Origin of the sequence: Streptomyces sp. NBC_00457 (genome assembly GCF_036014015.1) — a bacterium.
Classification (GTDB): domain Bacteria; phylum Actinomycetota; class Actinomycetes; order Streptomycetales; family Streptomycetaceae; genus Streptomyces.
Genome location: NZ_CP107905.1, coordinates 2,965,640 through 2,989,205 on the forward strand (window position 1 = coordinate 2,965,640; position 23,566 = coordinate 2,989,205).

Genomic DNA, 23,566 nt, shown 5'->3' on the forward strand with positions numbered 1-23,566 from the left:
GGGGCAACTGCCTGGGCCGGCCGCCGCGTACGGCGGCCGGCCCACGCTGCATCATGCGGACGGCGCGCCGGTCAGGACCTCCACCCGGCCGGTGTCGAGCGAGTAGTAGGCGCTGACGACGGCCAGCTCGCCCTTCTTCACCAGCGGGGCGAGATCGGCGTTGGAGCGCAGATCGGCGGAGGTCTGCTTGATGTGGACGCGGACCATGGCGTCCACCGGGTCGGCGTGCTTCTCCTTGGAGACCACCTCGTACGCCGGGCGGAGGGCCTCGGCGATCGACTGCAGGTTGCCCGGCAGCGGCTTGTCGTCCTTGAGCGCCGTGTACGCCGCCTTGACCGCACCGCAGCGCTGGTGCCCGAGCACGACGATCAGCGGCGTCCCCGAGGTCATGGGCCCGTACTCCACGGAACCAGTGACCACCGGGGCGACCACCTGCCCGCCGGTGCGCATCACGAACAGGTCCCCGAGCCCCGTGTCGAAGATCAGCTCCGGCGGCACCCGGGAGTCGATGCAGGAGAGGATCACGCCGTACGGGTCCTGCTCCTCGGCGACGAAATCGCGCCGCCCGGGATCCCGGTCGGGGTGCTGCAGAGCCCCGTCCACCCAGCGCTCGTTGCCCTCCATCAGCCGCGCGAACGCCGCCCAAGGAGAGCCGGGGGGTGCGCTCGTGGAGGGTGAGGGGGTCGCCGCCGCCGCTCCCACGGCCGTCGTCTTCTCCGCGGTCTTGCTGTCGTCCTTCGACGAACAGCCGGTTATCAGAGCCGCGGTGGCCAGCAGCCCTCCGGTGAGAACGGCTCTGCGCTGCGGTTGCCGGGCAAGGCTCATGGGGTTCTGCCCTTCTGACGTGTCTGACGTGGTGCGATCGGGGTGGCTGATGCGACGGTGTCGCATGGCCGGTTAACGCCCGTACAGCGCTGAGGAAGTGCACGAGAAGCGCGCGTCCAAATCACGGAGAGTCGCCAGAACAGCTCGTGTGGCGCACCAACTTCATGAAGCGCCGACCCGAACGGGTGCCGGGGGCCCTGGTGAAGTCGCGTACGGTTCGGCAGCGCCCCAAAGGGGCGCGGGGCTGTATCTATATGCGGCTCCGCCGCGTGGGCGCGACCAGCCACAACGGACCCGCAGCCGACGAGCTGCCCCTCCCGCGGAGCGCACCGCCTCAGCCGCCGACATACTCCGCCAGGTGCTCCCCGGTGAGCGTGCAGCACGCGGCGACGAGATCGGCGGGCGTGCCCTCGAAGACGATCCTGCCGCCGTCGTGCCCCGCGCCCGGGCCGAGGTCGATGATCCAGTCGGCGTGCGCCATCACCGCCTGGTGGTGCTCCACGACGATGACGGACTTGCCGGAGTCGACGAGCCGGTCGAGCAGGCCGAGCAGCTGCTCGACGTCGGCGAGGTGGAGGCCGCTGGTCGGCTCGTCGAGGATGTAGACGCTGCCCGTGCCCGCCATCTGGGCGGCCAGCTTGAGGCGTTGCCGTTCGCCGCCGGAGAGGGTGGTGAGCGGCTGGCCGAGGGTGAGGTAGCCGAGCCCGACGTCCGCGAGCCGGTGGAGGACGGTCCGCGCGGCCGGGGTGCGTGCCTCGCCGGCGCCGAAGAACTCCTCCGCCTCGGTCACCGGCATCGCCAGCACCTCACTGATGTCCCGGCCGCCGAGCCGGTACTCGAGCACCGACGCCTGGAACCGCTTCCCCTCGCACTCCTCGCAGGTCGTGGCGATACCGGCCATGATCGCCAGGTCGGTGTAGATGACGCCGGCGCCCTTGCAATGGGGGCAGGCGCCCTCGGAGTTGGGGCTGAACAGCGCCGGCTTCACACCGTTGGCCTTGGCGAACGCCTTGCGGATCGGATCGAGCAGCCCGGTGTACGTCGCCGGATTGCTGCGCCGGGAACCCCTGATGGCCCCCTGGTCCACTGTCACCACGCCGTCCCGTCCGGCCACCGAGCCATGGATCAGCGAACTCTTGCCGGAGCCGGCGACCCCGGTGACCACGGTGAGAACGCCGAGCGGGATGTCCACGTCGACGTCACGCAGGTTGTGGGCCGTGGCGCCGCGCACCTCAAGGACGCCGGACGGCCTGCGCACCGACGGCTTCACCGAGGCACGGTCGTCCAGGTGCCGTCCGGTGAGCGTGCCGCAAGCCCGCAGCCCTTGCACCGTGCCCTCGAAGACCACCTCGCCGCCGGCCGCACCGGCCGTCGGACCGAGGTCGACGACGTGATCGGCGATCGCGATGACCTCCGGCTTGTGCTCGACGACCAGCACGGTGTTGCCCTTGTCGCGCAGTCGGAGCAGCAGTTCGTTCATGCGCTGGATGTCATGCGGGTGCAGGCCGACGGTGGGCTCGTCGAAGACGTAGGTGACGTCGGTGAGCGCGGAGCCGAGATGGCGGATCATCTTGGTGCGCTGGGCCTCGCCGCCCGAGAGCGTGCCCGACGCCCGGTTCAGCGAGAGATAGCCGAGCCCGATCGCGACGAACGAGTCGAGGGTCTCGCCGAGCGCCTTGAGCAGCGTCGCCACCGAGGGCTCGGCGAGGCCGCGGACCCATGCGGCCAGGTCGCTGATCTGCATCGCACTGGCGTCGGCGATGCTGATCCCGTCGATCTTGGCGGAGCGCGTGGTTTCGCTGAGCCGGGTGCCGTAGCACGCGGGACAGACGGAGAACGTCACCGCCCGGTCCACGAAAGCACGGACGTGTGGCTGCAGTGTCTCCCTGTCCTTGGACAGGAACGCCTTCCGGACCCGCGCGATCAGGCCCTCGTACGTGGTGTTGAGCCCTCTCACCTTCACCTTGACCGGGTCGTGGTGCAGGAAGGCGTGCAGTTCTTCGCCGGTGTAGTCGCGGATCGGCTTGTGCGGGTCGAGGAAACCGGATTCGGTGAACGACTGCACCACCCAGCTGTCCGTCTTCCACCCCGGAACGGTGATCGCTCCGCTGGCGAGCGACCGGGCGTCGTCGTAGAGCCGGGTGGGATCGACGTCGGACACGGTGCCCGTGCCCTCGCAGCGCGGACACATCCCGCCGACCACGCTGATTGCCTTCTCGACCCGTTTCCCGTTCACCACCATCGTGCCCGTCGCCTCGGCCGAGGCGACGTTGAAGGAGAACGCCTGCTGCGAGCCGATGTACGGCTGGGCGAGCCGGCTGAACAGGATGCGCAGCAACGCGCCCGCGTCGGTGGCGGTACCGACCGTGGAGCGGAGGTGCGCGCCCATCGGCCGCTGGTCGACGATGATCGCGGTCGTCAGCCCGTCGAGTACGTCGACGTCGGGCCGCCCCAGTGTGGGCATGAAGCCCTGTACGAAAGCGCTGTACGTCTCGTTGATCAGCCGCTGCGACTCCGCGGCGATCGTGTCGAACACCAGCGAGCTCTTGCCCGAGCCGGAGACACCGGTGAACACGGTCAGACGCCGCTTGGGGATCTCGATGTCGACGTTCTTGAGGTTGTTCTCGCGCGCGCCGTGCACGCGGATCAGGTCGTGGCTGTCGGCGATATGCGATGACGTGCTGCTGAGTTCCTGAACTTCCCTGGTCATGCCCCTTAATCGTATATCTGCAACGCCCGTTGAGACTTTCCCCGAAGACCCCCAGGCCGTGTGCGCTAAAGTCTCAACCGTGGATCGTCTGCGCCCCGTCGACCTCGCCCGCGAGCACGGCATCTCGACCCAGGCGGTCCGCAACTACGAGCGCGACGGCTGCATCCCGCGCGCCGAGCGCACCCCGTCCGGCTACCGGACCTATACCGAGTCACATGCGGCCGCCCTCCGCGCCTACCTCGCGCTCGTCCCGGCGCACGGTTACGCCGTGAGCGGGCAGATCATGAGGTCGCTCAACACGGGCGAACTCGACGCCGCGCTGACGGCCGTGGACCGCAGTCACGCGCAGCTGCTCCGCGACCGGGAAACCCTGGACGCGGTCGCCCAGGCCGTCGAGCACCTGACCACGGGCCCGGACACCGCCCCGGCCACCGCGCCGCACATCCCCGCAGCCACCGAGCCCCTCAGCGTCGGCGAGCTGGCACACCGCCTGGGCGTCACCGCAGCGACCCTCCGCAACTGGGAAGTCGCGGGCATCCTCGCCCCCGACCGCGAGCCGATCACCGGACACCGCACCTACGGCCCCGCCGACATCCGCGACGCCGAACTCGCCCACCTCCTCCGGCGGGGCGGCTATCCGCTGGACCACATCTCCACCGTGGTCCAGCAGATCCGCACCGCCGGCGGCACCCAGGCCCTGTCCGCGGCCCTCGACGACTGGCGGCACAGACTCACAGCCCGGGGACTCGCAATGCTGGACGCGGCGGCCCGCGTCGCTCAGTACGTGGAAGCGCCCCGAAGGGGCGCGGGGCTGTGACAATTTGCGGCTCCGCCGCGCGGGCGCGACCAGCCACGACGGCGCCGCAGACGAAAGACGGCCCAACCCCACGCTTCTAGCGGAGCGCTTCAGCTCGGGTTGGTCGGCGTGAGCACCACGAAGTCCGCGTTCGCCGGGTCGAGGCAGACGGCCAGCCGGCCAACCCCCTCCGCGTCCTCAGGCCCCATCTGCACGCTCCCGCCGTTCTCCGTGACCTTGGCAACCGCGGCGTCACAGTCGGCGACGGCGAACACCGGGTGCCAGTACGGCCGTCCGTCCGCCAGGGCGAGGCTCTCCTTGGGGAGTTCCATGAGGCCGCCGTGCATCCGCTCCTCGGGCTGCCCCGCAGGGGTGATGAGGGCGTACGTACCCCCGCCGCCCGGCAGTTCCATGTCACTGAACTGCCAGCCGAAGACACCGCCGTAGAACTCCTTCGCCGCCCCGGCGTCGCTCGTGTACAGCTCGGTCCAGGACAGCGAGCCCGGCTGGTCCACCAGCTCGACGCCCTTGTTCGTGCCCGGCTGCCAGACAGCGAACTGGCCGCCCAGCGGATCGCTGTACTGCGCCATGCGGCCCCACTCGTCGAGGTCCATGGGCGCGACCCGCACCGTGCCGCCCGCGCTCCGCACGGCCTCGGTGGTGGCGTCCGCGTCGGCGACGCAGTAGTAGATCATCCAGGCCGGGCGCGCGCCCTCCTCGGTGAGCTTGCCGAGTCCGGCGACGATCTTGCCGTCTCTCCGGAACATCCCGCCTTCCATGTCCCCGCCTTCCCCCATGGACTCGTAGTCCCACCCGAGCACGGCGCCGTAGAACGCCGCGGCGGCCGGGACATCGGGGGCACCGAGGTCGAGCCAACAGGGCGAGCCGGGGACGAAATCTGTGGTGATCACGGTGATTCCCTTTCGCAGAACCTGTGTGGCCCCAGCGTGACATCCACCAATGACACTCGCCCCTCGGCCGGTCCGCCCAAATGGGCTCAGGGCGAGCCGGCAGGCGCTGTGCGACGGCGCCCGCCCCCGGTCGCCCCTCCCGACTCCGTGGCGGACACGGCGAGTACGGCGAGCAGGACGAGCGCGCCGGCCGGGGCGAGGACGGTCCAGGGGGCCAGTTCGGCGTAGGGCTGGTTCTCGGAGAGCAGGCGGCCCCACTCCGGGGTGGGCGGCTGTTCGCCCAGGCCGAGGAAGCCGAGGGAGGCCAGGACGAGGACGGTGGTGGGCAGCCGCAGCAGGGCGTTGCGCAGCACGGCGGGCAGCACCGCGGGCAGCAGATGACGGCGTAGCAGATACCGGGGGGCGGCGCCGAGCGAGACCGAGGCGAGCCAGTGGCCGCTCGCGCGTTCCTCCTCGGCCAGCGCGGCGGTCTGGGCGGCGTACGGCGTCCAGCCGACCAGGCATACCGCAAGTGCCGCACCCCATACGGACGGTCCGGTCACCGCCGTCGTCAGCAGTCCGGCGAGGACGGCCGGCAGCGTCGACATCACTTCGGTCAGGCCCACGCTGACCCCTGCCGCCATGCCGAGCAGCAGCCCGACGACGATGCTGACGGCCGTGACCGCGAGGGCGATGCCCGCCGTGCGCAGCGCTCCATGGCCCAGCCGGGCCAGCAGGTCGCGGCCGAGGGAGTCCGTGCCCAGGGGGTGCGCGGCCGAGGGCGCGAGCAGCCGGGCCGCCGTGTCCACCTGCAGGGGGTCACGCAGCAGGCCAGCCACCACCAGGGTGAGCAGGGCGAGGGCGCACACTCCGGTGAGCAGGCGGAGGGAGCGTGGGCGCGCGAGGGCCGGCGGGTGCAGTGCGGGCAGGGCGCCGTCGCGCAGGGCGGGGCCGAGGAGGGCGCGGCGCAGGGCCTGGATGAGCAGGCCGGCGGCGACGCCGAGCAGGACGAGGGCCAGCGTCGCGGTCTGCAGCGGCGGCAGGTCCTGGGCCATGGCGGTGTCCAGGGCGAGCCGCCCGAGCCCCGGGATGTTGAAGATCTTCTCGACCGCGACCGCACCGCCGACCAGGGCGACGACCGTGGGCAGCAGTTGCGGGAGCACCCCGGACAGCGTGCGGCGCAGCGCGTTGCGGGCGATGAGGCCGGGCGGGAACCCGGAGGCGTGCCAGGTCCGCGCCCAGGGTTCGTGGAAGGCGGCGGGCAGCGCCGGGGCGAGCATCCCGCCGATCATCGCCCCGGACGGCACACCGAGCGCGAGCGCGGGCAGCACCATCGACGCGGGCCCCTCCCAGCCGCTGGAAGGGAACCAGCCCAGCCACACCCCGCACACCGTGGCGAGCAGCGAGGCCAGCAGGAACTTCGGCAGCGCGGCGAGAACGGCGGCCCCGGTGCCCGCCCGCCCCTGCCGCAGCCGTCGCCGCGACCCGAGATACAGGGTGCGGGCGCACACCAGCCCGGCGACCGCGACGGTGACCACGAACGCGCCCAGCATCAGCGTGACGGACACCCCGAACGCGGCCGACACCTCGGGCAGCACGGGCTCGCCCGACACCCAGGAGACGCCGGCGTCCCCGCGCGGCAACCCGCCCAGCCAGTGCACGAGGTGCGCGAGCGGGCCCTCGTCCAGGCCGAGTTGCTCACGTACGGCGGTCAGCTGCGCCGGCGTCGGATCCTGATCGGCGGAGCGGGCCCGCAGGACGGTCAGCGCGGGGTCGGTCCCGGACAGCCAGGGCAGCAGTGAGACCGCCGCCAGCAGCGCCGTCCCGGCGACGGCCCGGCCGGCCCCGGCACGGACCGCGGTGACGCTCATCGGCCGCTACTTCAGTCGCGTGTCGATGTCGATCAGCGAGCGCTCATAGGGGTCGAGCAGCACGCCGTCGACATCGGCGGCGATGCCCTGGACGACCTTCTCGTGGACGAGCGGCACGACGGCGTCGGTGCGCAGGATCTCCGCCTCGGCCCGCATGATCTTCTCCCGCCGCCGGTCCGTGTCGGCTTCCTCGGCCGCCGACTTGACGGCCTGGTCGACCTTGGCGTCCTTCAGCCGGGCGATGTTGTAGACACCGTCGCTCATGTAGTCGCTCGCGAGGTAGGCGACCGCGTCGCCGGTGTCGAGCAGGGTCACCCGGGAGAAGACGAGTGCGTCGTACTTGCCGGCGAGGAGGTCGGCCTCCATCTGCGTGTACTCGCGTACGTCCTGCTTGACCGTGAACCCGGCCTTCTCCAGCTGCTGCTGGAGGACGGTCGCGGCCTCGGGGAGTTCGGCGCGGTTGGTGTAGGTGGCCAGGCGCAGGGTCTTGCCCTTGGCCTTCGACTCGACCTGGGCGGTGGTCGCGGCCTCGGCGCGGCCGGTCACCGCCACCCGGTCGTCGGCGGCCCAGGAGACGGCGGGCCCGAACAGGCCCTCGGCGGGGTCGGCGTAGCCGCTGAAGACCGAGTCGACGAGGGCGCCGCCGTCCACGGCCTCGCGGGCGGCGGCACGCAGCGTCGCGTCGGTGAACAGGCCGCTGCCGGTGTTGAGGACCAGGCTGTCGGTCCGTACGGAGGGCACTTCGTGGCGGGTGTTCTCGTCGAGGAGCTTCGCCTGGGAGGTGGGAATCCACTCGGCGATGTCGACGTCGCCGCCGCGCAGGGCGTTGGCGCGGGCGGTGCCGTCGGCGATCCAGCTGACGTCGATGCCGGACGCCTTGGCCTTGCCGCCCCAGTAGCCGTCGTAACGGTCGAGTGTCGCCTTGGTCTTGCCGGTCAGCTTGGTGATCTTGAAGGGGCCGGTGCCGGTGCCGACCGGGCTGGCGGTGCCGTCCTTCGCGTACGCCTTGGCCGAGAGGATGGCAAGCGCGGGGCTGGCGAGCCGCAGCGGGAGCACGGGGTCGGCGGTCTTGGTGGTGAGGGTGACCGTGTCGGCGTCCTGGGCCTTCGCGGTCAGGGTCACATCGCTGAGGACCCGGGGCTTGGTCTCGGCCTCGTCGGCGTGGTCGAGCGCGCTGACGACCGACGCGGCGGTGACGTCGGTGCCGTCCTGGAAGGTGGCCTTGCGCAGTTCGAAGGTCCAGGTGGTGTCGTTCACCTGCTTCCAGGATGTGGCGAGCGCGGGCGCGGCGGTGCCGTCCTTGCCCAGCGCGGTGAGGCCTTCGGCCACGGAGAGCTTGCTCAGCACGGTGGCGTCATTGCTGTACGGCGACAGCGCCTGCGCCGGCGGCACGGCGAGGGCGACCCGCAGCCGGGCGTCCGCTCCGCCCTCGGCGTCCGAACCTCCCTCGCTCGCGGCGAAACAGCCGGTCAGCAACGGGGTGAGAGCGAGTGCCGCGATGAGGCCGCGGGAGGCGGTGGTGCGCATGGAGAGCACCATATAAGGCAAGGCTTACCAACATTCACCCAGGTTGGTGAATTCTCAACTACTGAGATCGTTCCGAAACACGGCCGCGCCTCCCCCGGACGGGAGGAGGCGCGACGGCGTGATGTCGACCTGGTGCGTCAGCCCTTGGCCAGGGTGATGTCCTGCTGCGACTGGGCGTGGAAGTGAGGCATCAGGGGCAGCCCGCCCCAGGGGCGCAGCTCCATCAGCGTGACCTCGACCTTGGCCTTGCCGGCCTTGAGCGAGCGCGGCGCGGGCTTGCCGGTGTTCTCCCAGCGGTGCTTGGCGCCGTCGCACACGGCGTGCGTGCCGCCGATGGCGTGGCGGACCGTCACGGATCCGAGGGTGTCGGAGGAGCCGGCGCCCTGGCCGACGTTGGAGCTGACGAAGACGGGGCCGACGTTGTTGTGGCAGCGGTAGGTGCCGGAGATCTTGACGGTCCCGTCGGCGGCGATCCGCGCGGTCTTGTCGACCGTCACCATTTCCTTGGTGTCGGCGGGAGCGGGCGGGGCGGAGGAGGCGGACGGAGCGGCGGCCAGCAGGAGCAGCGCGGCGCCGGCTGAGGCGAGGACGGCGGGAACAGGACGTACGGGCATGGCAGGAACTCCCGAATGAAACGGAATGCAGGTTTCCACATCTAATTCCACCGGTACGCCCTCGGGCGTGACCTCACCCCTTCGGTGGCGAGTCCGCGCCGACCGTCGTGGAACCGTCCGGGTGTTGTCCGCGTGTTGTCACGCTTGGCGGCGGGCTGTTCCGCTCACTTCACGGCCGGAGGATGGTCTGTCCATAGGGATCGTCCAAGGACGGCCCGACCGATGTGGAGGTACACCATGTGTTCTCACCAGCCTTTGTGCCCCTCGGCCGACAGCAGCGCCCCGCACATCGTCGCCGCCCACCCCGAGCAGGGCTGGAACCTGCTGTGCGACGGCGCGATCGCCTTCGACGACACCGGTGAACTGCTCCCCGACGGCCGCGTCGTGGCCCCGCACCGGGTGCCGGTCGAGCACCTGGCCGTCGCCGCCTGACCGGCCCCTACGGCAGTACGGCGAACCCGTCGAGCTCGATCAGCGCCTGTACGTCCCACAGGCGTACGACCTCCACGACCGCCATCGCCGGATAGTCCCGTCCGGCCAACCGGCGCCAGATGCCGCCCACTTCGGCGGCGTGCGCGCGGTACTCGGCGACATCCGTGGCGTAGACGGTGACGCGGGCCAGGTCGGCCGGGGTGCCGCCCGCGGCGTGCAGGGCGGTGAGCAGGTTGGTGAGGGCCTGCTCGAACTGGACCGGGAGGGTGGAGCCGGTGACCTTGCCGTCGGCGTCGAGGGCGGTCTGGCCGGCCAGGAAGACGATGCGGGAGCCGGTGGCGACGACCGCGTGCGAGAAGCCGGTGGGCGGGGAGAGCTCGGGCGGATTGACTCGCTCGGCGGTCACGGGGCCTCTCCGATCGACGCGTACAACTCCTTGGCGATGATGCCCCGTTGGACCTCGCTCGCGCCCTCGTAGATACGTGGGGCGCGCACCTCGCGATAGAGGTGTTCGAGCAGGTGACCACGGCGCAGGGCTCGGGCACCGTGCAGCTGGACGGCCGCGTCGACGACGTACTGCGCGGTCTCGGTGGCCAGCAGCTTCGCCATCGCCGCGCGCTTCGGGACGTCCGGGGCGCCTTCGTCGTACGCCGTCGCCGCCGCGTACACCATCAGGCGGGCCGCCTCCGTGCGCAGCGCCATCTCCGCGACCTGGTGGGCGACGGTCTGCAGATCCCTCAACTTGCCGCCGAAAGCGTCCCGTCCGGCGGTGTGGGCGAGGGTGGCGTCCAGGGCGGCCTGCGCCATACCGACCGCGAAGGCGCCGACGCTGGGCCGGAACAGGTTCAGGGTGCCCATGGCCACGCGGAAGCCGCGGTCGACCTCACCGAGCACGTCATCCGCGGTGACCGGCACGGCATCGAAGACCAGGCTGCCGATGGGGTGCGGGGACAGCATCTCCAGCGCGGCGCCGGTGAGGCCGGGACGGTCGGCGGGCACGAGAAAGGCGGTGACACCACGGGCGCCGGTGCCGGGCGTGGTGCGCGCGAAGACGGTGTAGCAGTCGGCCTCAGGGGCGTTGGAGATCCAGCACTTCTCGCCGGTGAGCCGCCAGCGGGAGGGGCCGTCGGGAGCAGCGAGGGGGGAGTCGTCGGTGTCGGCGGCGGGTGAGTTGTCGGGGGCGAAGGGTGAGCCGTGGGGCTCGGCAGCGGGTGAGCTGTCGAGACCGGCGAAGGGTGAGCCGTCGGGCTCGGCAGCGGGCGAGCCCTCAGTGTCGGCGCGAGGTGAGCCGTCCCGTCGAGCGGCTTCCGCTTCCCTCTCCCCCTCCCCATCCGCCCGCAGCGCCAGTGCGCCCGCGTCCGACCCCGCTCCCGGCTCGCTCAGCGCGAAGGCGGCGATCGCCGTGCCCTCGCTGACCCGGGGCAGCCAGTGGGCGCGCTGGGCCGGGGTGCCGTAGGCGTGGACGGGGTGGGCGCCGAGGCCCTGGAGGGCGAGGGCGGTCTCGGCCTCGGTGCAGGCGTATGCGAGGGACTCGCGCATCAGGCAGAGATCGACCGCGCCGGAGGTGAACAGCCGCTCCAGCAGCCCCAGTCGGCCCAGCTCCGCCACGAGCGCACGGTTGACCCGCCCCGGCTCGCCTTTCTCCGCGAGCGGGCGCAGCCGTTCGGCGGCCAGCGTGCGCAGCTCGGCACACCAGGCGATCTGTCGCGGTTCGAGTGAGAATGCGGACATCGCCGGTCCCCTCTCCCGTTCGTCTCCCCCGACGGTATCGCGCACCGTTGACTGCCGTCACCAACACGATACGCTCGTTGCGCGAGCCCACCACCACGCCCATCACGGCAAGGGGGCGAACCGCCATGGACAACCCGGACGCCGGCGTCACCGGGCGGCCGACGACCTCGGCCCACGTCGACTCCTTCGCGCGCGAGCACCTGCCGCCGCCCGACCAGTGGCCCGAGCTCCGCTTCGATCTGCCGGAGCTGCGTTACCCCGACCGGCTGAACTGCGCCGCCGAACTGCTCGCCGGGCCGGACGACGACCGGTCGGCGTTCCACACGCCGAACGGCGACACATGGTCGTACGGCACACTGCGCGCCCGAGTCGACCGGCTCGCGCATCTGCTCACCGATGACCTGGGCGTCGTGCCCGGCAATCGCGTCCTGTTGCGCGGCCCCACCACCCCCTGGCTGGCCGCCTGCTGGCTGGCGGTGCTGAAGGCGGGCGCGGTCGCGGTGACCGTGCTGGCCCAGCAGCGTCCGCACGAGCTGAGGACCATGTGCGAGATCGCCGAGGTGCGGCACGCGCTGTGCGACATCCGGGCCGTGGACGACCTCGCCAAGGCCGAGATACCGGGGCTGCGCATCACGACGTACGGCGGCGACGCCCCGGACGACCTGCTGCACCGCACGGCGCCCGACACGCCGTACCCGGCCGTGGACTCCGCCGCCGACGACGTGGCGCTGATCGCCTTCACCTCCGGCACCACCGGCCGCCCCAAGGGGTGCATGCACTTCCACCGGGATGTGCTCGCGATAGCGGACACCTTCTCCAAGCATGTGCTGCGCCCACATGTGGGCGATGTCTTCGCCGGCAGTCCCCCGCTCGGCTTCACCTTCGGGCTCGGCGGTCTGGTGATCTTCCCGATGCGGGCCGGCGCGAGCGCGCTGCTGCTCGAACAGGCGGGCCCCAAGCAGCTGTTGCCCGCGATCGCCGAGCACCGCGTCTCGGTGCTGTTCACCGCGCCGACGGCGTACCGCGTGATGCTCGACGAGCTCGCCGCGTACGACATCTCCTCGCTGCGCCGCTGTGTCTCCGCCGGCGAGAACCTGCCCGCCGCCACCTGGCGGGCCTGGCACGAGCGCACCGGGCTGCGCATCATCAACGGCATCGGCGCCACCGAGCTGCTGCACATCTTCATCTCGGCGGCCGACGAGCACATCCGGCCAGGCACGACGGGAGTTCCCGTACCGGGGTGGCACGCGCGCGTGGTCGACGAGAACGGCGTGGAGCTGCCCGACGGCGAGCCGGGACTGCTCGCGGTGCGCGGGCCGGTCGGCTGCCGGTATCTCGCCGACCCGCGGCAGCGGGAGTATGTGCGCGACGGCTGGAACATCACGGGTGACACCTATGTGCGCGAGGTTGACGGCTACTTCCGCTATGTGGCCCGCGCGGACGACATGATCATCTCGGCCGGTTACAACATCGCGGGCCCCGAGGTGGAGGACGCGCTGCTGCGTCACCCGGATGTGCTGGAGGCGGCCGTCGTGGGGCGCTCCGACGAGGCGCGCGGCCAGGTCGTGGTGGCGTACGCCGTGCTCAGGGAGGGCGCGCGGCGGGACGCCGAGGCGCTGCGCGACTTCGTGAAGGCGGAACTCGCGCCCTACAAGTGCCCGCGCGAGGTCGTCTTCCTGGACGCGCTGCCGCGCACGGCGACCGGCAAACTCCAGCGCTTCAGGCTGCGCGCCGAGGGTGACCGCCACTTGGGGCGGCGCACCGAAGGTGACCAGCGATGATATCGACGACCTAAGATGATCAACGTGTCCGACCAGCATGCTCCACGGTCCCTGATCGTCACGCTCTACGGCGCGTACGGCCGCCATATGACCGGCCCGGTGCCCGTCGCCGAGCTGATCCGGCTGCTCGCCGCGGTGGGCGTGGACGCGCCCTCCGTACGCTCGTCGGTGTCACGGCTGAAACGGCGCGGGCTGCTGGTACCGGCCCGTACGGCGCGGGGCGCGGCCGGGTACGAACTGTCGCCGGACGCCCGCCAGTTGCTCGACGACGGCGACCGGCGCATCTACGCCACCACGGCGCCCGAGGACACCGGCTGGGTGCTCGCCGTGTTCTCGGTGCCGGAGTCGGAGCGGCAGAAGCGGCATGTGCTGCGCTCGCGGCTGGCCGGTCTCGGCTTCGGCACCGCGGCCCCGGGGGTGTGGATCGCCCCGGCCCGGCTGTACGAGGAGGCCCGGCACACCCTCCAGCGGCTGCGGCTCGATCCGTACGTCGACTTCTTCCGCGGCGACCACCTCGGCTACGCGCCGACCGCGGAGGCGGTCGCCCGCTGGTGGGACCTGGCCGCGATCGCCAAGCAGCACGAGGCGTTCCTCGACCGCCACGCGCGCGTGCTGCACGACTGGGAGCAACGGGCGGACACTCCGCCCGAGGAGGCCTACCGCGACTATCTGCTCGCCCTGGACTCCTGGCGCCATCTCCCCTACGCCGACCCGGGACTGCCCGCGCACCTGCTCCCCGCCGACTGGCCGGGCGCCCGCTCCGCGGCGGTGTTCCGGGGCTTGCACGAGCGGCTGCGGGACGCGGGGGCCGGCTTCGCGGGCGTGTGACCTCACCCACGGAATTGTGTGATCCCACCCACATCATGCGTCACTAATGGAACCCTTAGGTTCTTCTATCGCTCTTCTCAAGGTTCTTACCTAGCGTCCACTCAGCACGCCGGGTAAGGAAAGAGGATTCTGACGCATGACCACCACGGCAAGGCATCTCGGTGAGCGGCTGAAGGCCGAGGGACATCGCGTGGAAGTCCTCGACGCCCTGGAGTCGGAGGGCGTGCACATCTTCCGGGAGGTGGCGGGCGAGTTCGAGCGGCCGGTGATTCTGTTCTCGGGCGGCAAGGACTCCATCGTCATGCTGCATCTGGCGCTGAAGGCGTTCGCCCCCGCGGCGATTCCCTTCTCGCTGCTGCACGTGGACACCGGCCACAACTTCCCCGAGGTGCTCGACTACCGGGACCGTGTGGTGGCGGCACATGGACTGCGCCTCCATGTGGTCTCCGTACAGGACTACATCGACCGGGGTGTGCTGCGCGAACGTCCCGACGGGACGCGGAATCCGCTGCAGACGCTGCCGCTGACCGAGAAGATCCAGGCGGAGAAGTTCGACGCCGTCTTCGGCGGCGGACGCCGGGACGAGGAGAAGGCCCGCGCCAAGGAGCGGGTGTTCTCGCTGCGGGACGAGTTCTCGCAGTGGGACCCGCGCCGCCAGCGCCCCGAGCTGTGGAACCTCTACAACGGCCGCCACGCACCCGGCGAACACGTCCGCGTCTTCCCGCTGTCCAACTGGACCGAGCTGGACGTGTGGCAGTACATCGCCCGCGAGGGCATCGAACTGCCCCAGATCTACTTCGCGCACGAGCGTGAGGTGTTCCAGCGGGCCGGGATGTGGCTGACGGCCGGCGAGTGGGGCGGGCCGAAGGCGACCGAGACGGTGGAGAAGCGGCGAGTCCGCTACCGCACCGTCGGCGACATGTCCTGCACCGGCGCCGTCGACTCCGACGCCGACACTATCGAGAAGGTCATCGCCGAGATCGCCGCGTCCCGGCTCACCGAACGCGGCGCCACCCGCGCCGACGACAAGCTCTCCGAGGCCGCGATGGAAGACCGTAAGCGCGATGGGTACTTCTGACGATGTCCAGCGGTGCCGTCCGCGCTCGAGCGGGGAAACCCCCATCGCCCTCCGGTACGACTGCCCGCGGGCTTGACGCCGCCCTCAAGTCCCCAGCGTCAAGCGGGGCTTGGGGGCGTCCGTGCGGCCGGTCTGGGGGCGGCGGCTGCCTGCGCGGTACGGTGCCGGCCAGACGACGCCGGGGCCGTCGTAACCCTGCTCGGCCGCCGCGTGCAGCGTCCAGTGCGGGTCGTAGAGGTGGGGGCGGGCGAGGGCGCACAGGTCCGTGCGCCCGGCCAGGATCAGCGAGTTGACGTCGTCCCAGGAGGAGATCGCGCCGACGGCGGTCACGGGGATGCCGGTCTCGTGGCGGATGCGGTCGGCGTACGGCGTCTGGTAGGACCGCCCGAACTCCGGCCGCTCCTCGGCGACCACCTGCCCGGTCGACACGTCGATCGCGTCGGCGCCGTGCGCGGCGAAGGCGCGGGCGATCGCCACGGCCTCCTCGCCGCTCGTGCCGCCCTCGGCCCAGTCGGTGGCCGAGATCCGGACGGTCATGGGCCGCTCCTCGGGCCACACTCCCCGTACGGCGTCGAAGACTTCCAGCGGGAAGCGGAGCCGTTTCGCGAGCGTGCCGCCGTAGGCGTCGGTGCGGTGGTTGGTCAGCGGGGAGAGGAAGCCGGAAAGCAAGTAGCCGTGGGCGCAGTGCAGTTCGAGGAGGTCGAAGCCGGCGCGGGCGGCACGCCAGGCGGCGGCCGTGAACTGCTCGCGTATGTCGGTGAGTTGGGCGCGGGTCAGCTCGCGGGGGGTCTGGCTCTGCGGTTTGTACGGCATCGGGGACGCGGCCACGAGCGGCCAGTTGCCGTCCTCCAGGGGCTCGTCCATGCCGTCCCACATCAGCTTGGTCGAGCCCTTGCGTCCGGAATGGCCGAGCTGGACGCCGATCGCGGTGCCGGGCGCCTGCGCGTGCACGAACTCGGTGATCCGTTTCCAGGACTCGGCCTGCTTGCCGGTGTAGAGGCCGGTGCAGCCCGGGGTGATCCGGCCCTCCGCGCTCACGCACACCATCTCGGTCATCACCAGAGCGGCGCCGCCGAGCGCCCGTGCGCCCAGGTGGACGAGGTGGAAGTCGCCGGGGACGCCGTCGAGGGCCGAGTACATGTCCATCGGGGACACCACGACCCGGTTGCGCAGCGTCAGGCCGCGCAGCCGGAACGGCGTGAACATCGGCGGCGTACCGGGCGGGCAGCCGAACGCGCGCTCCACGGACTCGGTGAAGTGGGCGTCGCGCAGTCGCAGGTTGTCGTGGGTGACACGGCGGCTGCGGGTGAGCAGGTTGAAGGCGAACTGGCGGGGCGGCTGGTCGAGATAGCGGGCGACGTTCTCGAACCACTCCAGGCTGGCGCGGGCGGCACGCTGGGTGGAGGCGACGACAGGGCGCCGCTCCTCCTCGTAGGCCTCCAACGCACGCTCCAGCGTGGGCTGTTCCTCCAGGCAGGCCGCCAGCGCCAGGGCGTCCTCGACCGCGAGCTTGGTGCCGGAGCCGATGGAGAAGTGGGCGGTGTGAGCGGCGTCGCCCAGCAGCACCACGTTCCCGTGCGACCAGCGTTCGTTGACCACCGTACGGAACGTGGTCCACGCCGACTTGTTGGACCTCAACGGGCGACCGCCGAGCGCTTCCGCGAAGATCTTGGCACAGCGTTCGACGGACTCCTGGTCGTCGAGATCCTCGAAGCCTGCTGCCTGCCAGACCTCTTCGCGCATCTCGATGATCACGGTGGAGGCGTCGGGCGCGTAGGGGTAGCCGTGAAGCTGCATCACGCCGTGTTCGGTTTCGGCGATCTCGAAGCGGAAGGCGTCGAAGGCGAAGTCGGCTGCCAGCCAGATGTAGCGGCAGTGGTGGGTGGCCACATGGGGGCGGAACACATGGGCGTAGGCCTCGCGGGTGGTGCTGTGCACCCCGTCGGCGGCGATGACGAGGTCGTATGTCTCCGCCAGCCAGGCCGGGTAGGGGGCTTCCGCGCGGAAGCGGAGGTCGATGCCGAGGGTGCGGCAGCGTTCGTGCAGGACTTCCAGGAGCCGTTTTCTGCCGAGGGCGGCGAAGCCGTGTCCTCCGGAGGTGTGGCGGGTGCCTCGGTGGACGATGTCGATGTCGTCCCAGCGGATGAAGTGTTTTTGGAGGGCCTCGTAGACCACGGGGTCGGCGTGTTCGATGCCGCCGAGGGTTTCGTCGGAGAGGACTACTCCGAAGCCGAAGGTGTCGTTGGGGGCGTTGCGTTCCCAGACGGTGACTTCTCGGGAGGGGTCGAGGCGTTTGAGCAACGCGGCGGCGTAGAGGCCGCCGGGGCCTCCGCCGACGATCGCCACGCGTAGGGGGTGGTTGGTCGTCGTGGGCGGCTGCGGGTGCGTTGTGGCTTGTCGCGCAGTTCCCCGCGCCCCTGAGGTTGGCACGATCACCGCCCCCTCCATTTGGGAGGGCGCTTTTCCTTGAAGGCTGCGTGGAACTCTGCGTAGTCGTCGCCGTTCATCAGAAGGGCCTGCGTCGAGGCGTCCAGCTCTACCGACGCCGCCAGTGGCATGTCCAGTTCCGCTGTCAGCAACGCCTTTGTCTGGGCGTACGCCAGCGCCGGGCCCTCCGCCAAGCGGCGGGCCAGCGCACCCGCCGCCTCATCCGCTCGGCCTTCGTCCGTCAGTTCGCTGATCAGGCCGATGCGCTCGGCCTCGGGGGCCCTGACCGGCTCGCCCAGCATCAGCAGGCGGGTCGCGTGGCCCAGGCCGACGACCCTGGGCAGCAGATAGGCCGCGCCCATGTCGCCACCGGACAGGCCGACCCTCGTGAACAGGAAGGCGAAGCGGGCGCTGGGGTCGGCGACGCGGAAGTCGGCGGCCAGGGCGAGGACCGCGCCCGCGCCGGCGGCCACGCCGTGCACGGCCGCGATCACCGGGAACGGGCACTCCCGTACGGCACGGACCACCTGCCCGGTCATCCGGTTGAAGTCGAGAAGCTGGGCGGTGTCCATGGCGAGGGTGGCGCCGATGATCTCGTCGACGTCGCCGCCGGAGCAGAAGCCGCGTCCCTCGCCGGCCAGCACCAGCGCGCGGACCGCCCGCTCCCGGGACAGCTCGGCGAGCAGGTCGCGCAGGTCGGCGTAGGCGCCGAAGGTGAGGGCGTTGAGTTTCTCGGGGCGGGCGAGGGTGACGGTGGCGACACCGTCGGTGAGCTCGACCCGCAGGTGCTGCCAGTCGGAGGTGCGGGCGGCCGAGCCGGTGAAGGGACTCATGACGTGGGGCCTCCTCGGGCGACGTTGCCTCACGGGGCTCTACCCTTCGAAGTTATCACTCATATGTGACTGTCGTCATGAGGGCGCGATAGAGCCGGGCGGCACCGTAGTTGTCACGGGTAACCGGCCTCTGTCACATCCGTCACGGCACAGCACGGATCGGCGACAGCGCGGTAACGGCGGGAGCAGCCGCGGTGGGCGGACCGTTGGGAGGGGTAAGCCGCTCGATACCGGGGCCGAAGGTCCCGTACGGCGTCCGTCGAGCACTCTGCCGGAGGGCGCCGTACCATTCATATGGTTGAAAGCAGGACAGCCTGCTCATGAACGGAACCGCCTTGTACGAACGCCCCTCCGCCTCCGCCTCGTGGCGCATCGCGCTGCCGCACACCGCCGCGGCGGTGCCCGTGGCCCGCGCACTGGTCCGTACGGCGCTGGCCGAGCTGGAGCACGGGGCCGACTGCGACACCGCGGAACTGCTCACGGCCGAGCTGGTCGCCAACGCCGTCGAGCACACCGCCGGGAGCGGTCCGATAGAGCTGGTCGTGGAGCTGCTGCCGAGCGGCTGCCAGGTCGAGGTGCACGACCCGGACCCGGCACCGCCGGGCAACCTCACCCGCCCCCTCAACGGAGAGCCCGACCCCTGGCAGGAACACGGCCGCGGCCTGCTCCTCATCCGAGCCCTCAGCTCCTCCTGCGGCCACCGCCCAACAGACTCCGGCAAGGCGGTCTGGTTCAGACTCCCAACGGTGCCGCATCAACGCCGCCCGCTGTAAGCCCCGTAAGGGGCGCGGGGAACTGCGCGACCAGCCACAAACAACCCGCACCCGGCAAACGACAAACACCCCCACGGCGCCACCCCGAACTCAACCCAGCGTCGCCACCAGCACCGCCTTGATCGTGTGCAACCGATTCTCCGCCTCGTCGAAAACGACCGAGTGCGCCGACTCGAAAACCTCGTCCGTGACCTCCAGCGCCTCCAATCCATGCCGCTCATAAATCTCGCGCCCGACCTTCGTCCCAAGGTCATGGAACGCCGGCAGGCAGTGCATGAACTTGACATCCGGATTACCCGTGGCGCGCAGCACATCCATGGTCACGGCATACGCCGAAAGCGCGGCGATCCGCTCGTCCCAGACCTCCTTCGGCTCCCCCATGGACACCCAGACATCGGTGGCGACGAAGTCGGCGCCCAGGACACCCTCGTCCACGGACTCGGTGAGCGTGATCCGCGCACCGCTGGTCTCGGCCAGATTGCGGGCGTGGCCGACGATCTCCTCGGCGGGCCAGTAGGGCCGGGGCGCGACGATCCGTACGTCCATGCCGAGCAGGGCTCCGGTGACCAGGTAGGAGTTGCCCATGTTGAAGCGGGCGTCGCCGAGGTAGGCGTAGGCGATCTCCTGGACCGGCTTGGCGCTGTGCTCGGTCATGGTGAGGACGTCGGCCAGCATCTGCGTGGGGTGCCAGTCGTCGGTGAGCCCGTTGTAGACCGGCACGCCCGCATGCGCCGCGAGTTCCTCGACGGCGGCCTGGCTGTCGCCCCGGTACTCGATCGCGTCGAACATCCGGCCGAGGACCCGCGCGGTGTCCTTCACCGACTCCTTGTGCCCCATCTGTGAGCCCGACGGGTCGAGGTACGTCGTCGAAGCACCCTGGTCGGCCGCCGCGACCTCGAACGCGCAGCGGGTGCGCGTCGAGGTCTTCTCGAAGATCAGCGCGATGTTCTTCCCGCTCAGATACCGCGTCTCGGCCCCGGCCTTCTTGGCCGCCTTCAGCTCGGCGGACAGCGCGATCAGGGCAAGGAACTCCTCCTGGCCGAAGTCCAGCTCCTTGAGGAAGTGGCGGCCGGCAAGAGCGGTCGGGACTGTCGCCATGGGGGCGCTCCAGAGGTGCGATAACAAGACCTTTGGAAGTCTATACGACCGACGACATTTCTATACGGCTGACATCTCTATACGGCCGCCCGCTCGACCGGACAGCTCATGCACCGCGGCCCGCCCCTCCCCCGCCCCAGCTCGCTGCCCGGGATCTCGATCACCTCGATGCCCTGCTTGCGCAGATGCGTGTTGGTGGTGGCGTTGCGCTCGTAGGCGACGACGACACCCGGCTCGACGGCGAGGACGTTGCAGCCGTCGTCCCACTGCTCACGCTCGGCCGCGTGCACGTCCTGGGTCGCGGTCAGGACGCGGATCTCGCTGAGGCCCAGCGCGGCGGCGATCGCGCGGTGCATGTGCTCCGGCGGATGGTCGGTGACCTTCAGCTCCTTGTCGGCGACGCCCGGTTCGATGGTGTACGAGCGGAGCATGCCGAGCCCCGCGTACTGGGTGAAGGTGTCGCCGTCGACCATCGTCATCACGGTGTCGAGGTGCATGAAGGCCCGCCGCTTGGGCATGTCGAGGGCCACGATCGTCTCGGCGGAGCCCGCGGCGAACAGCTTGTGGGCGAGCATCTCGACGGCCTGCGGGGTGGTCCGCTCGCTCATGCCGATGAGGACGGCGCCGTTGCCGATCACCAGGACGTCGCCGCCCTCGATGGTGGACGGGTAGTCGGCCTGCCCCTCGGACCAGACGTGGAACGTTTCGTCACGGAACAGCGGATGGTGCCGGTAGATCGCCTCGAAGTGCACGGTCTCGCGCTGCCGGGCGGGCCATCTCATCGCGTTGACGGAGACGCCGTCGTAGATCCAGGCGGAGGTGTCGCGGGTGAAGAGGTGATTGGGCAGGGGGGCGAGGAGGAAGTCGTCGAGGTCCATGACATGGAAGCGGACGGAGGTCGGCTCCGGGTGGGCGTCGAGGAACTCGCGCTTGGTCATGCCGCCGACGAGCAGCTCGGCGAGCTCGGCGGCCGGCAGCGACTCGAAGGCGGCCCGGAGGTGGTCGGTGGCGAGCACCCCGTACTCCTTCTCGTCGAAGACCCGGTCCAGTACGAGCTTCCGGGCCACCGGGATGTCCAGGGCCTCGGTGAGCAGATCGCCGAAGAGGTGGACGGCGACACCGCGGTCGCGCAGCACATCGGCGAAGCCGTCGTGTTCGGCGCGCGCCCGGCGCACCCAGAGCACGTCGTCGAAGAGGAGCGCGTCCTTGTTGCTCGGGGTGAGCCTTTTGAGCTCGAGATCCGGCCGGTGCAGGATGACGCGGCGCAGCCGCCCGGCCTCGGAGTCGACATGGAATCCCATGACTCCATCCTGACCATCGACGACCGAGTTCACCCCCTGCTTGGCCGTTTCCCTTTTCGTCCTCTTGACGACAAGCAGGCTTCGCGCTTATCGTCTGCATGACGAAAACGAGGGGGTCTCATGGCCGACATCACCCGGCGCCTGGGCTGGCGCCATCTGCGGGGCGCGCCGACGGCACACATCCGCCACCACCGCTCCGGCAGGCTCGTGCACGACGGCCCGGGACTGAGCTTCTGGTACCGCTCCCTGACCGCCGCGCTCTCCGAGGTGCCGGTCGACGACCGCGAACTGGCGATGACCTTCCATGCTCGTACGTCCGACTTCCAGGACGTCGCGGTCCAGGCGACGGTCACCTACCGGATCGCCGACCCCGCCCTCGCCGCCGCCCGCCTCGACTTCTCCATCGACCCGGACACCGGCGCCTGGCGCGGCGCTCCGCTGGAGCAACTGGGCACCCTGCTGACGGAGACGGCCCAGCAGCACGCGCTGGACGTCCTCGCCCGTACGTCGCTGTCGTCGGCGCTCGTGGACGGCGTGACGGCGGTGCGCGAACGCGTCGCGGCGGGCCTGGCTGCGGAACCCCGGCTGCCGGCCACGGGCATCGAGGTGGTCGCCGTGCGCGTGGTGGCCCTGCGTCCGGAGCCGGAGGTGGAGCGGGCCCTGCGCACCCCCGCCCGTGAGCAGATCCAGCAGGACGCCGACCGGGCGACGTACGAACGGCGTGCCGTGGCCGTCGAGCGGGAGCGGGCGATCGCCGAGAACGAGCTGGACAGCCGCATCGAACTCGCCCGCCGCGAGGAGCAGTTGGTCGACCAGCGCGGCACGAACGCCCGCCGCGAGGCGGAGGAGCAGGCAGCGTCCGACGCGGTACGGGCGCAGGCCGAGGCGGCCCGCACGGTGAAGCTGGCGGAGGCGGAGGCCGCCCGTTCCGTACGGCTGGCCCGCGCCGAGGCCGAGGGCGCGCGCGAGGTGGGCGCGGCGCGGGCCGAGGCACAGTCGGCCTGGCTGCGGGTGCACGCGGACGTCGACGTGGCGACCCTGCACGCGCTGACCGGCACGCGCCTCGCGGAGAACCTGCCGCACATCGACAGCGTGACCATCTCGCCGGACGTGCTCACGGGGCTGCTTTCCCGGCTCGGCGACGGGGAGCGGGCGTGAGCCTCGCCCCGCGTGCCGTGCTCGTCCATCGCACCACGGAGTACGAGGAGTTGGTGGCCCGGCACGGCACGCACGGCCAGGCCGCCTTCTTCCTCCGCTCCCGCGGCCGGGACATCGAGGAGATCGCGGACCGGCACCGCCGCACGCGCAGAGCCCTGGCCGAGGTGACCTCCGCAGTTCCCCTGACATGGCGTCAGGCGCAGGTGGAGCGTGCCGACTTGGACCGGTTCCTGTTCGCACCGGAGGACATGGTGGTCGTGGTCGGCCAGGACGGTCTGGTGGCGAATGTGGCCAAGTACCTGTCCGGGCAGCCGGTGGTGGGGTTCGACACGGACCCCGGACGCAACCCGGGCGTACTGGTGCGCCACCGCCCCCAGGACGCGGCGAAACTGCTGACATCCACCACCCCGCCGGTCGACGAACTCACCATGGTCGAGGCGGTCGCCGACGACACCCAGCGGCTCGTGGCACTGAACGAGATCTACCTGGGCGCCGGCGGCCACCAGACGGCCCGATACCGCCTGGGCCTCGAGGACGACGGGGGTGTCGTCGAGGCGCAGGCCTCCTCCGGGGTGATCGTCGGCACCGGAACCGGGGCCACAGGATGGATCCGGTCCGTGTGGCAGGAGCGGGGCACGCGGCTGCGGTTGCCCGCCCCTACCGAGGAACGGCTGCTGTGGTTCGTACGGGAGGCCTGGCCGTCCCCGGCCACCGGTACGTCACTGGTGGCCGGGGAACTCGCCGCCGCGACCCGTCTCCGCCTCACCGTCGAGTCCGAGCGGCTGGTCGCCTTCGGGGACGGGATGGAGACGGACGCGGTCGCGCTGACCTGGGGGCAGACGGTCCTGGTGGGCGTGTGCCGGGAACGGCTGCGGCTGGTCTGCTGAGCTGAC

The 23,566-nt window shown here is 71.0% G+C and carries 20 protein-coding genes; 8 read left to right on the top strand and 12 right to left on the bottom strand.

The annotated features are described in order from the left end of the window. Window positions 1–51: 51 nt before the first annotated feature. Window positions 52–825 (bottom strand): carbonic anhydrase, encoded by a 774-nt coding sequence (locus OG828_RS13500; RefSeq protein ID WP_328501260.1) that lies wholly within the window; start codon window positions 823–825, stop codon window positions 52–54. Window positions 826–1,159: 334 nt separating this feature from the next. After that, the gene (locus tag OG828_RS13505) at window positions 1,160–3,535 is read right to left on the bottom strand and encodes an excinuclease ABC subunit UvrA (protein ID WP_328501261.1); all 2,376 of its coding nucleotides are present in this window, start codon (window positions 3,533–3,535) and stop codon (window positions 1,160–1,162) included. A gap of 79 nt (window positions 3,536–3,614) precedes the next feature. Between OG828_RS13505 and OG828_RS13510 the strand changes: the two genes are divergently transcribed. Continuing rightward, on the top strand, window positions 3,615–4,352 hold the full coding sequence (locus tag OG828_RS13510) for a TioE family transcriptional regulator (RefSeq protein ID WP_328501262.1): 738 nt from the start codon (window positions 3,615–3,617) through the stop codon (window positions 4,350–4,352). Window positions 4,353–4,441: 89 nt separating this feature from the next. Here the strand turns inward: OG828_RS13510 and OG828_RS13515 are convergent, their stop codons facing one another. The 4 genes from OG828_RS13515 to OG828_RS13530 all read right to left on the bottom strand — a co-directional run bounded on the left by OG828_RS13515 (window position 4,442) and on the right by OG828_RS13530 (window position 9,233). Beyond that, window positions 4,442–5,242: a VOC family protein gene (locus OG828_RS13515; protein WP_328501263.1), complete on the bottom strand. Its 801-nt coding sequence runs from the start codon at window positions 5,240–5,242 to the stop codon at window positions 4,442–4,444. A gap of 86 nt (window positions 5,243–5,328) precedes the next feature. Beyond that, the gene (locus OG828_RS13520) at window positions 5,329–7,092 is read right to left on the bottom strand and encodes an ABC transporter permease subunit (RefSeq protein WP_328501264.1); all 1,764 of its coding nucleotides are present in this window, start codon (window positions 7,090–7,092) and stop codon (window positions 5,329–5,331) included. 6 nt (window positions 7,093–7,098) lie between these two features. Next, window positions 7,099–8,619, bottom strand: coding sequence for an ABC transporter substrate-binding protein (locus OG828_RS13525; protein ID WP_328501265.1), 1,521 nt, complete (start codon window positions 8,617–8,619; stop codon window positions 7,099–7,101). A 137-nt stretch (window positions 8,620–8,756) separates the two neighbouring features. Next, a complete protein-coding gene (locus OG828_RS13530) occupies window positions 8,757–9,233 on the bottom strand; it encodes a DUF6299 family protein (protein ID WP_328438072.1) in 477 nt (158 codons plus the stop codon). Between the two features lie 237 nt (window positions 9,234–9,470). On the opposite strand from OG828_RS13530, the gene OG828_RS13535 reads away from it, so the two are divergent. After that, window positions 9,471–9,665 (top strand): DUF5999 family protein, encoded by a 195-nt coding sequence (locus tag OG828_RS13535; protein ID WP_328501266.1) that lies wholly within the window; start codon window positions 9,471–9,473, stop codon window positions 9,663–9,665. A 7-nt stretch (window positions 9,666–9,672) separates the two neighbouring features. On the opposite strand, the gene OG828_RS13540 is transcribed toward OG828_RS13535, so the two are convergent. Beyond that, the gene (locus OG828_RS13540) at window positions 9,673–10,071 is read right to left on the bottom strand and encodes a RidA family protein (RefSeq protein ID WP_328501267.1); all 399 of its coding nucleotides are present in this window, start codon (window positions 10,069–10,071) and stop codon (window positions 9,673–9,675) included. Further along, window positions 10,068–11,396, bottom strand: coding sequence for an acyl-CoA dehydrogenase family protein (locus OG828_RS13545; protein ID WP_328438074.1), 1,329 nt, complete (start codon window positions 11,394–11,396; stop codon window positions 10,068–10,070). The genes OG828_RS13540 and OG828_RS13545 overlap by 4 nt, the downstream gene beginning before the upstream one ends. 125 nt (window positions 11,397–11,521) lie before the next feature. Here OG828_RS13545 and OG828_RS13550 point away from each other — a divergent pair, with 125 nt between their 5' ends. The 3 genes from OG828_RS13550 (at window position 11,522) to cysD (ending at window position 15,083) form a co-directional block, all read left to right on the top strand. Then, window positions 11,522–13,177, top strand: a complete 1,656-nt coding sequence (locus OG828_RS13550; RefSeq protein WP_328501268.1) for an AMP-binding protein — start codon at window positions 11,522–11,524, stop codon at window positions 13,175–13,177. 15 nt (window positions 13,178–13,192) lie between these two features. Beyond that, complete coding sequence (locus tag OG828_RS13555) at window positions 13,193–14,005, top strand: PaaX family transcriptional regulator (protein WP_328354971.1); 813 nt, start codon at window positions 13,193–13,195, stop codon at window positions 14,003–14,005. Window positions 14,006–14,141: 136 nt separating this feature from the next. Then, window positions 14,142–15,083 (top strand): sulfate adenylyltransferase subunit CysD, encoded by a 942-nt coding sequence (gene cysD / locus OG828_RS13560; protein ID WP_328438076.1) that lies wholly within the window; start codon window positions 14,142–14,144, stop codon window positions 15,081–15,083. An 84-nt stretch (window positions 15,084–15,167) separates the two neighbouring features. On the opposite strand, the gene OG828_RS13565 is transcribed toward cysD, so the two are convergent. Together OG828_RS13565 and OG828_RS13570 are read right to left on the bottom strand one after the other, a co-directional pair. Further along, window positions 15,168–17,531, bottom strand: coding sequence for a bifunctional salicylyl-CoA 5-hydroxylase/oxidoreductase (locus tag OG828_RS13565; RefSeq protein WP_328501269.1), 2,364 nt, complete (start codon window positions 17,529–17,531; stop codon window positions 15,168–15,170). Continuing rightward, complete coding sequence (locus tag OG828_RS13570; protein WP_328501270.1) at window positions 17,516–18,343, bottom strand: enoyl-CoA hydratase family protein; 828 nt, start codon at window positions 18,341–18,343, stop codon at window positions 17,516–17,518. Before OG828_RS13570 ends, OG828_RS13565 begins: the two co-directional genes overlap by 16 nt. Window positions 18,344–18,663: 320 nt before the next feature. Between OG828_RS13570 and OG828_RS13575 the strand changes: the two genes are divergently transcribed. Then, on the top strand, window positions 18,664–19,116 hold the full coding sequence (locus OG828_RS13575) for an ATP-binding protein (RefSeq protein WP_328501271.1): 453 nt from the start codon (window positions 18,664–18,666) through the stop codon (window positions 19,114–19,116). Between the two features lie 90 nt (window positions 19,117–19,206). Here the strand turns inward: OG828_RS13575 and argF are convergent, their stop codons facing one another. Then, window positions 19,207–20,214 carry an ornithine carbamoyltransferase gene (argF, locus tag OG828_RS13580; protein WP_328501272.1) on the bottom strand — a complete coding sequence of 336 codons (1,008 nt, stop codon included), beginning with the start codon at window positions 20,212–20,214 and terminating at the stop codon, window positions 19,207–19,209. A gap of 77 nt (window positions 20,215–20,291) precedes the next feature. After that, a complete protein-coding gene (locus tag OG828_RS13585; RefSeq protein WP_328354989.1) occupies window positions 20,292–21,515 on the bottom strand; it encodes an arginine deiminase in 1,224 nt (407 codons plus the stop codon). A 120-nt stretch (window positions 21,516–21,635) separates the two neighbouring features. Between OG828_RS13585 and OG828_RS13590 the strand changes: the two genes are divergently transcribed. Next, window positions 21,636–22,673, top strand: coding sequence for an SPFH domain-containing protein (locus tag OG828_RS13590; protein ID WP_328354993.1), 1,038 nt, complete (start codon window positions 21,636–21,638; stop codon window positions 22,671–22,673). Further along, entirely contained in the window at window positions 22,670–23,560 is an 891-nt protein-coding gene (locus OG828_RS13595) for a hypothetical protein (RefSeq protein ID WP_328501273.1), read from the top strand. The genes OG828_RS13590 and OG828_RS13595 overlap by 4 nt, the downstream gene beginning before the upstream one ends. Window positions 23,561–23,566 lie beyond the last annotated feature (6 nt).

Bases quoted from the DNA above. Each gene is read 5' to 3' on its own strand.
- OG828_RS13500 (WP_328501260.1), bottom strand. From the start codon at position 825: ATGAGCCTTGCCCGGCAACCGCAGCGCAGAGCCGTTCTCACCGGAGGG.
- OG828_RS13505 (WP_328501261.1), bottom strand. From the start codon at position 3,535: ATGACCAGGGAAGTTCAGGAACTCAGCAGCACGTCATCGCATATCGCC.
- OG828_RS13520 (WP_328501264.1), bottom strand. From the start codon at position 7,092: ATGAGCGTCACCGCGGTCCGTGCCGGGGCCGGCCGGGCCGTCGCCGGG.
- OG828_RS13525 (WP_328501265.1), bottom strand. From the start codon at position 8,619: ATGCGCACCACCGCCTCCCGCGGCCTCATCGCGGCACTCGCTCTCACC.
- OG828_RS13530 (WP_328438072.1), bottom strand. From the start codon at position 9,233: ATGCCCGTACGTCCTGTTCCCGCCGTCCTCGCCTCAGCCGGCGCCGCG.
- OG828_RS13535 (WP_328501266.1), top strand. From the start codon at position 9,471: ATGTGTTCTCACCAGCCTTTGTGCCCCTCGGCCGACAGCAGCGCCCCG.
- OG828_RS13545 (WP_328438074.1), bottom strand. From the start codon at position 11,396: ATGTCCGCATTCTCACTCGAACCGCGACAGATCGCCTGGTGTGCCGAG.
- OG828_RS13550 (WP_328501268.1), top strand. From the start codon at position 11,522: ATGGACAACCCGGACGCCGGCGTCACCGGGCGGCCGACGACCTCGGCC.
- OG828_RS13555 (WP_328354971.1), top strand. From the start codon at position 13,193: ATGATCAACGTGTCCGACCAGCATGCTCCACGGTCCCTGATCGTCACG.
- cysD (WP_328438076.1), top strand. From the start codon at position 14,142: ATGACCACCACGGCAAGGCATCTCGGTGAGCGGCTGAAGGCCGAGGGA.
- OG828_RS13565 (WP_328501269.1), bottom strand. From the start codon at position 17,531: ATGGAGGGGGCGGTGATCGTGCCAACCTCAGGGGCGCGGGGAACTGCG.
- OG828_RS13570 (WP_328501270.1), bottom strand. From the start codon at position 18,343: ATGAGTCCCTTCACCGGCTCGGCCGCCCGCACCTCCGACTGGCAGCAC.
- OG828_RS13575 (WP_328501271.1), top strand. From the start codon at position 18,664: ATGAACGGAACCGCCTTGTACGAACGCCCCTCCGCCTCCGCCTCGTGG.
- argF (WP_328501272.1), bottom strand. From the start codon at position 20,214: ATGGCGACAGTCCCGACCGCTCTTGCCGGCCGCCACTTCCTCAAGGAG.
- OG828_RS13585 (WP_328354989.1), bottom strand. From the start codon at position 21,515: ATGGGATTCCATGTCGACTCCGAGGCCGGGCGGCTGCGCCGCGTCATC.
- OG828_RS13590 (WP_328354993.1), top strand. From the start codon at position 21,636: ATGGCCGACATCACCCGGCGCCTGGGCTGGCGCCATCTGCGGGGCGCG.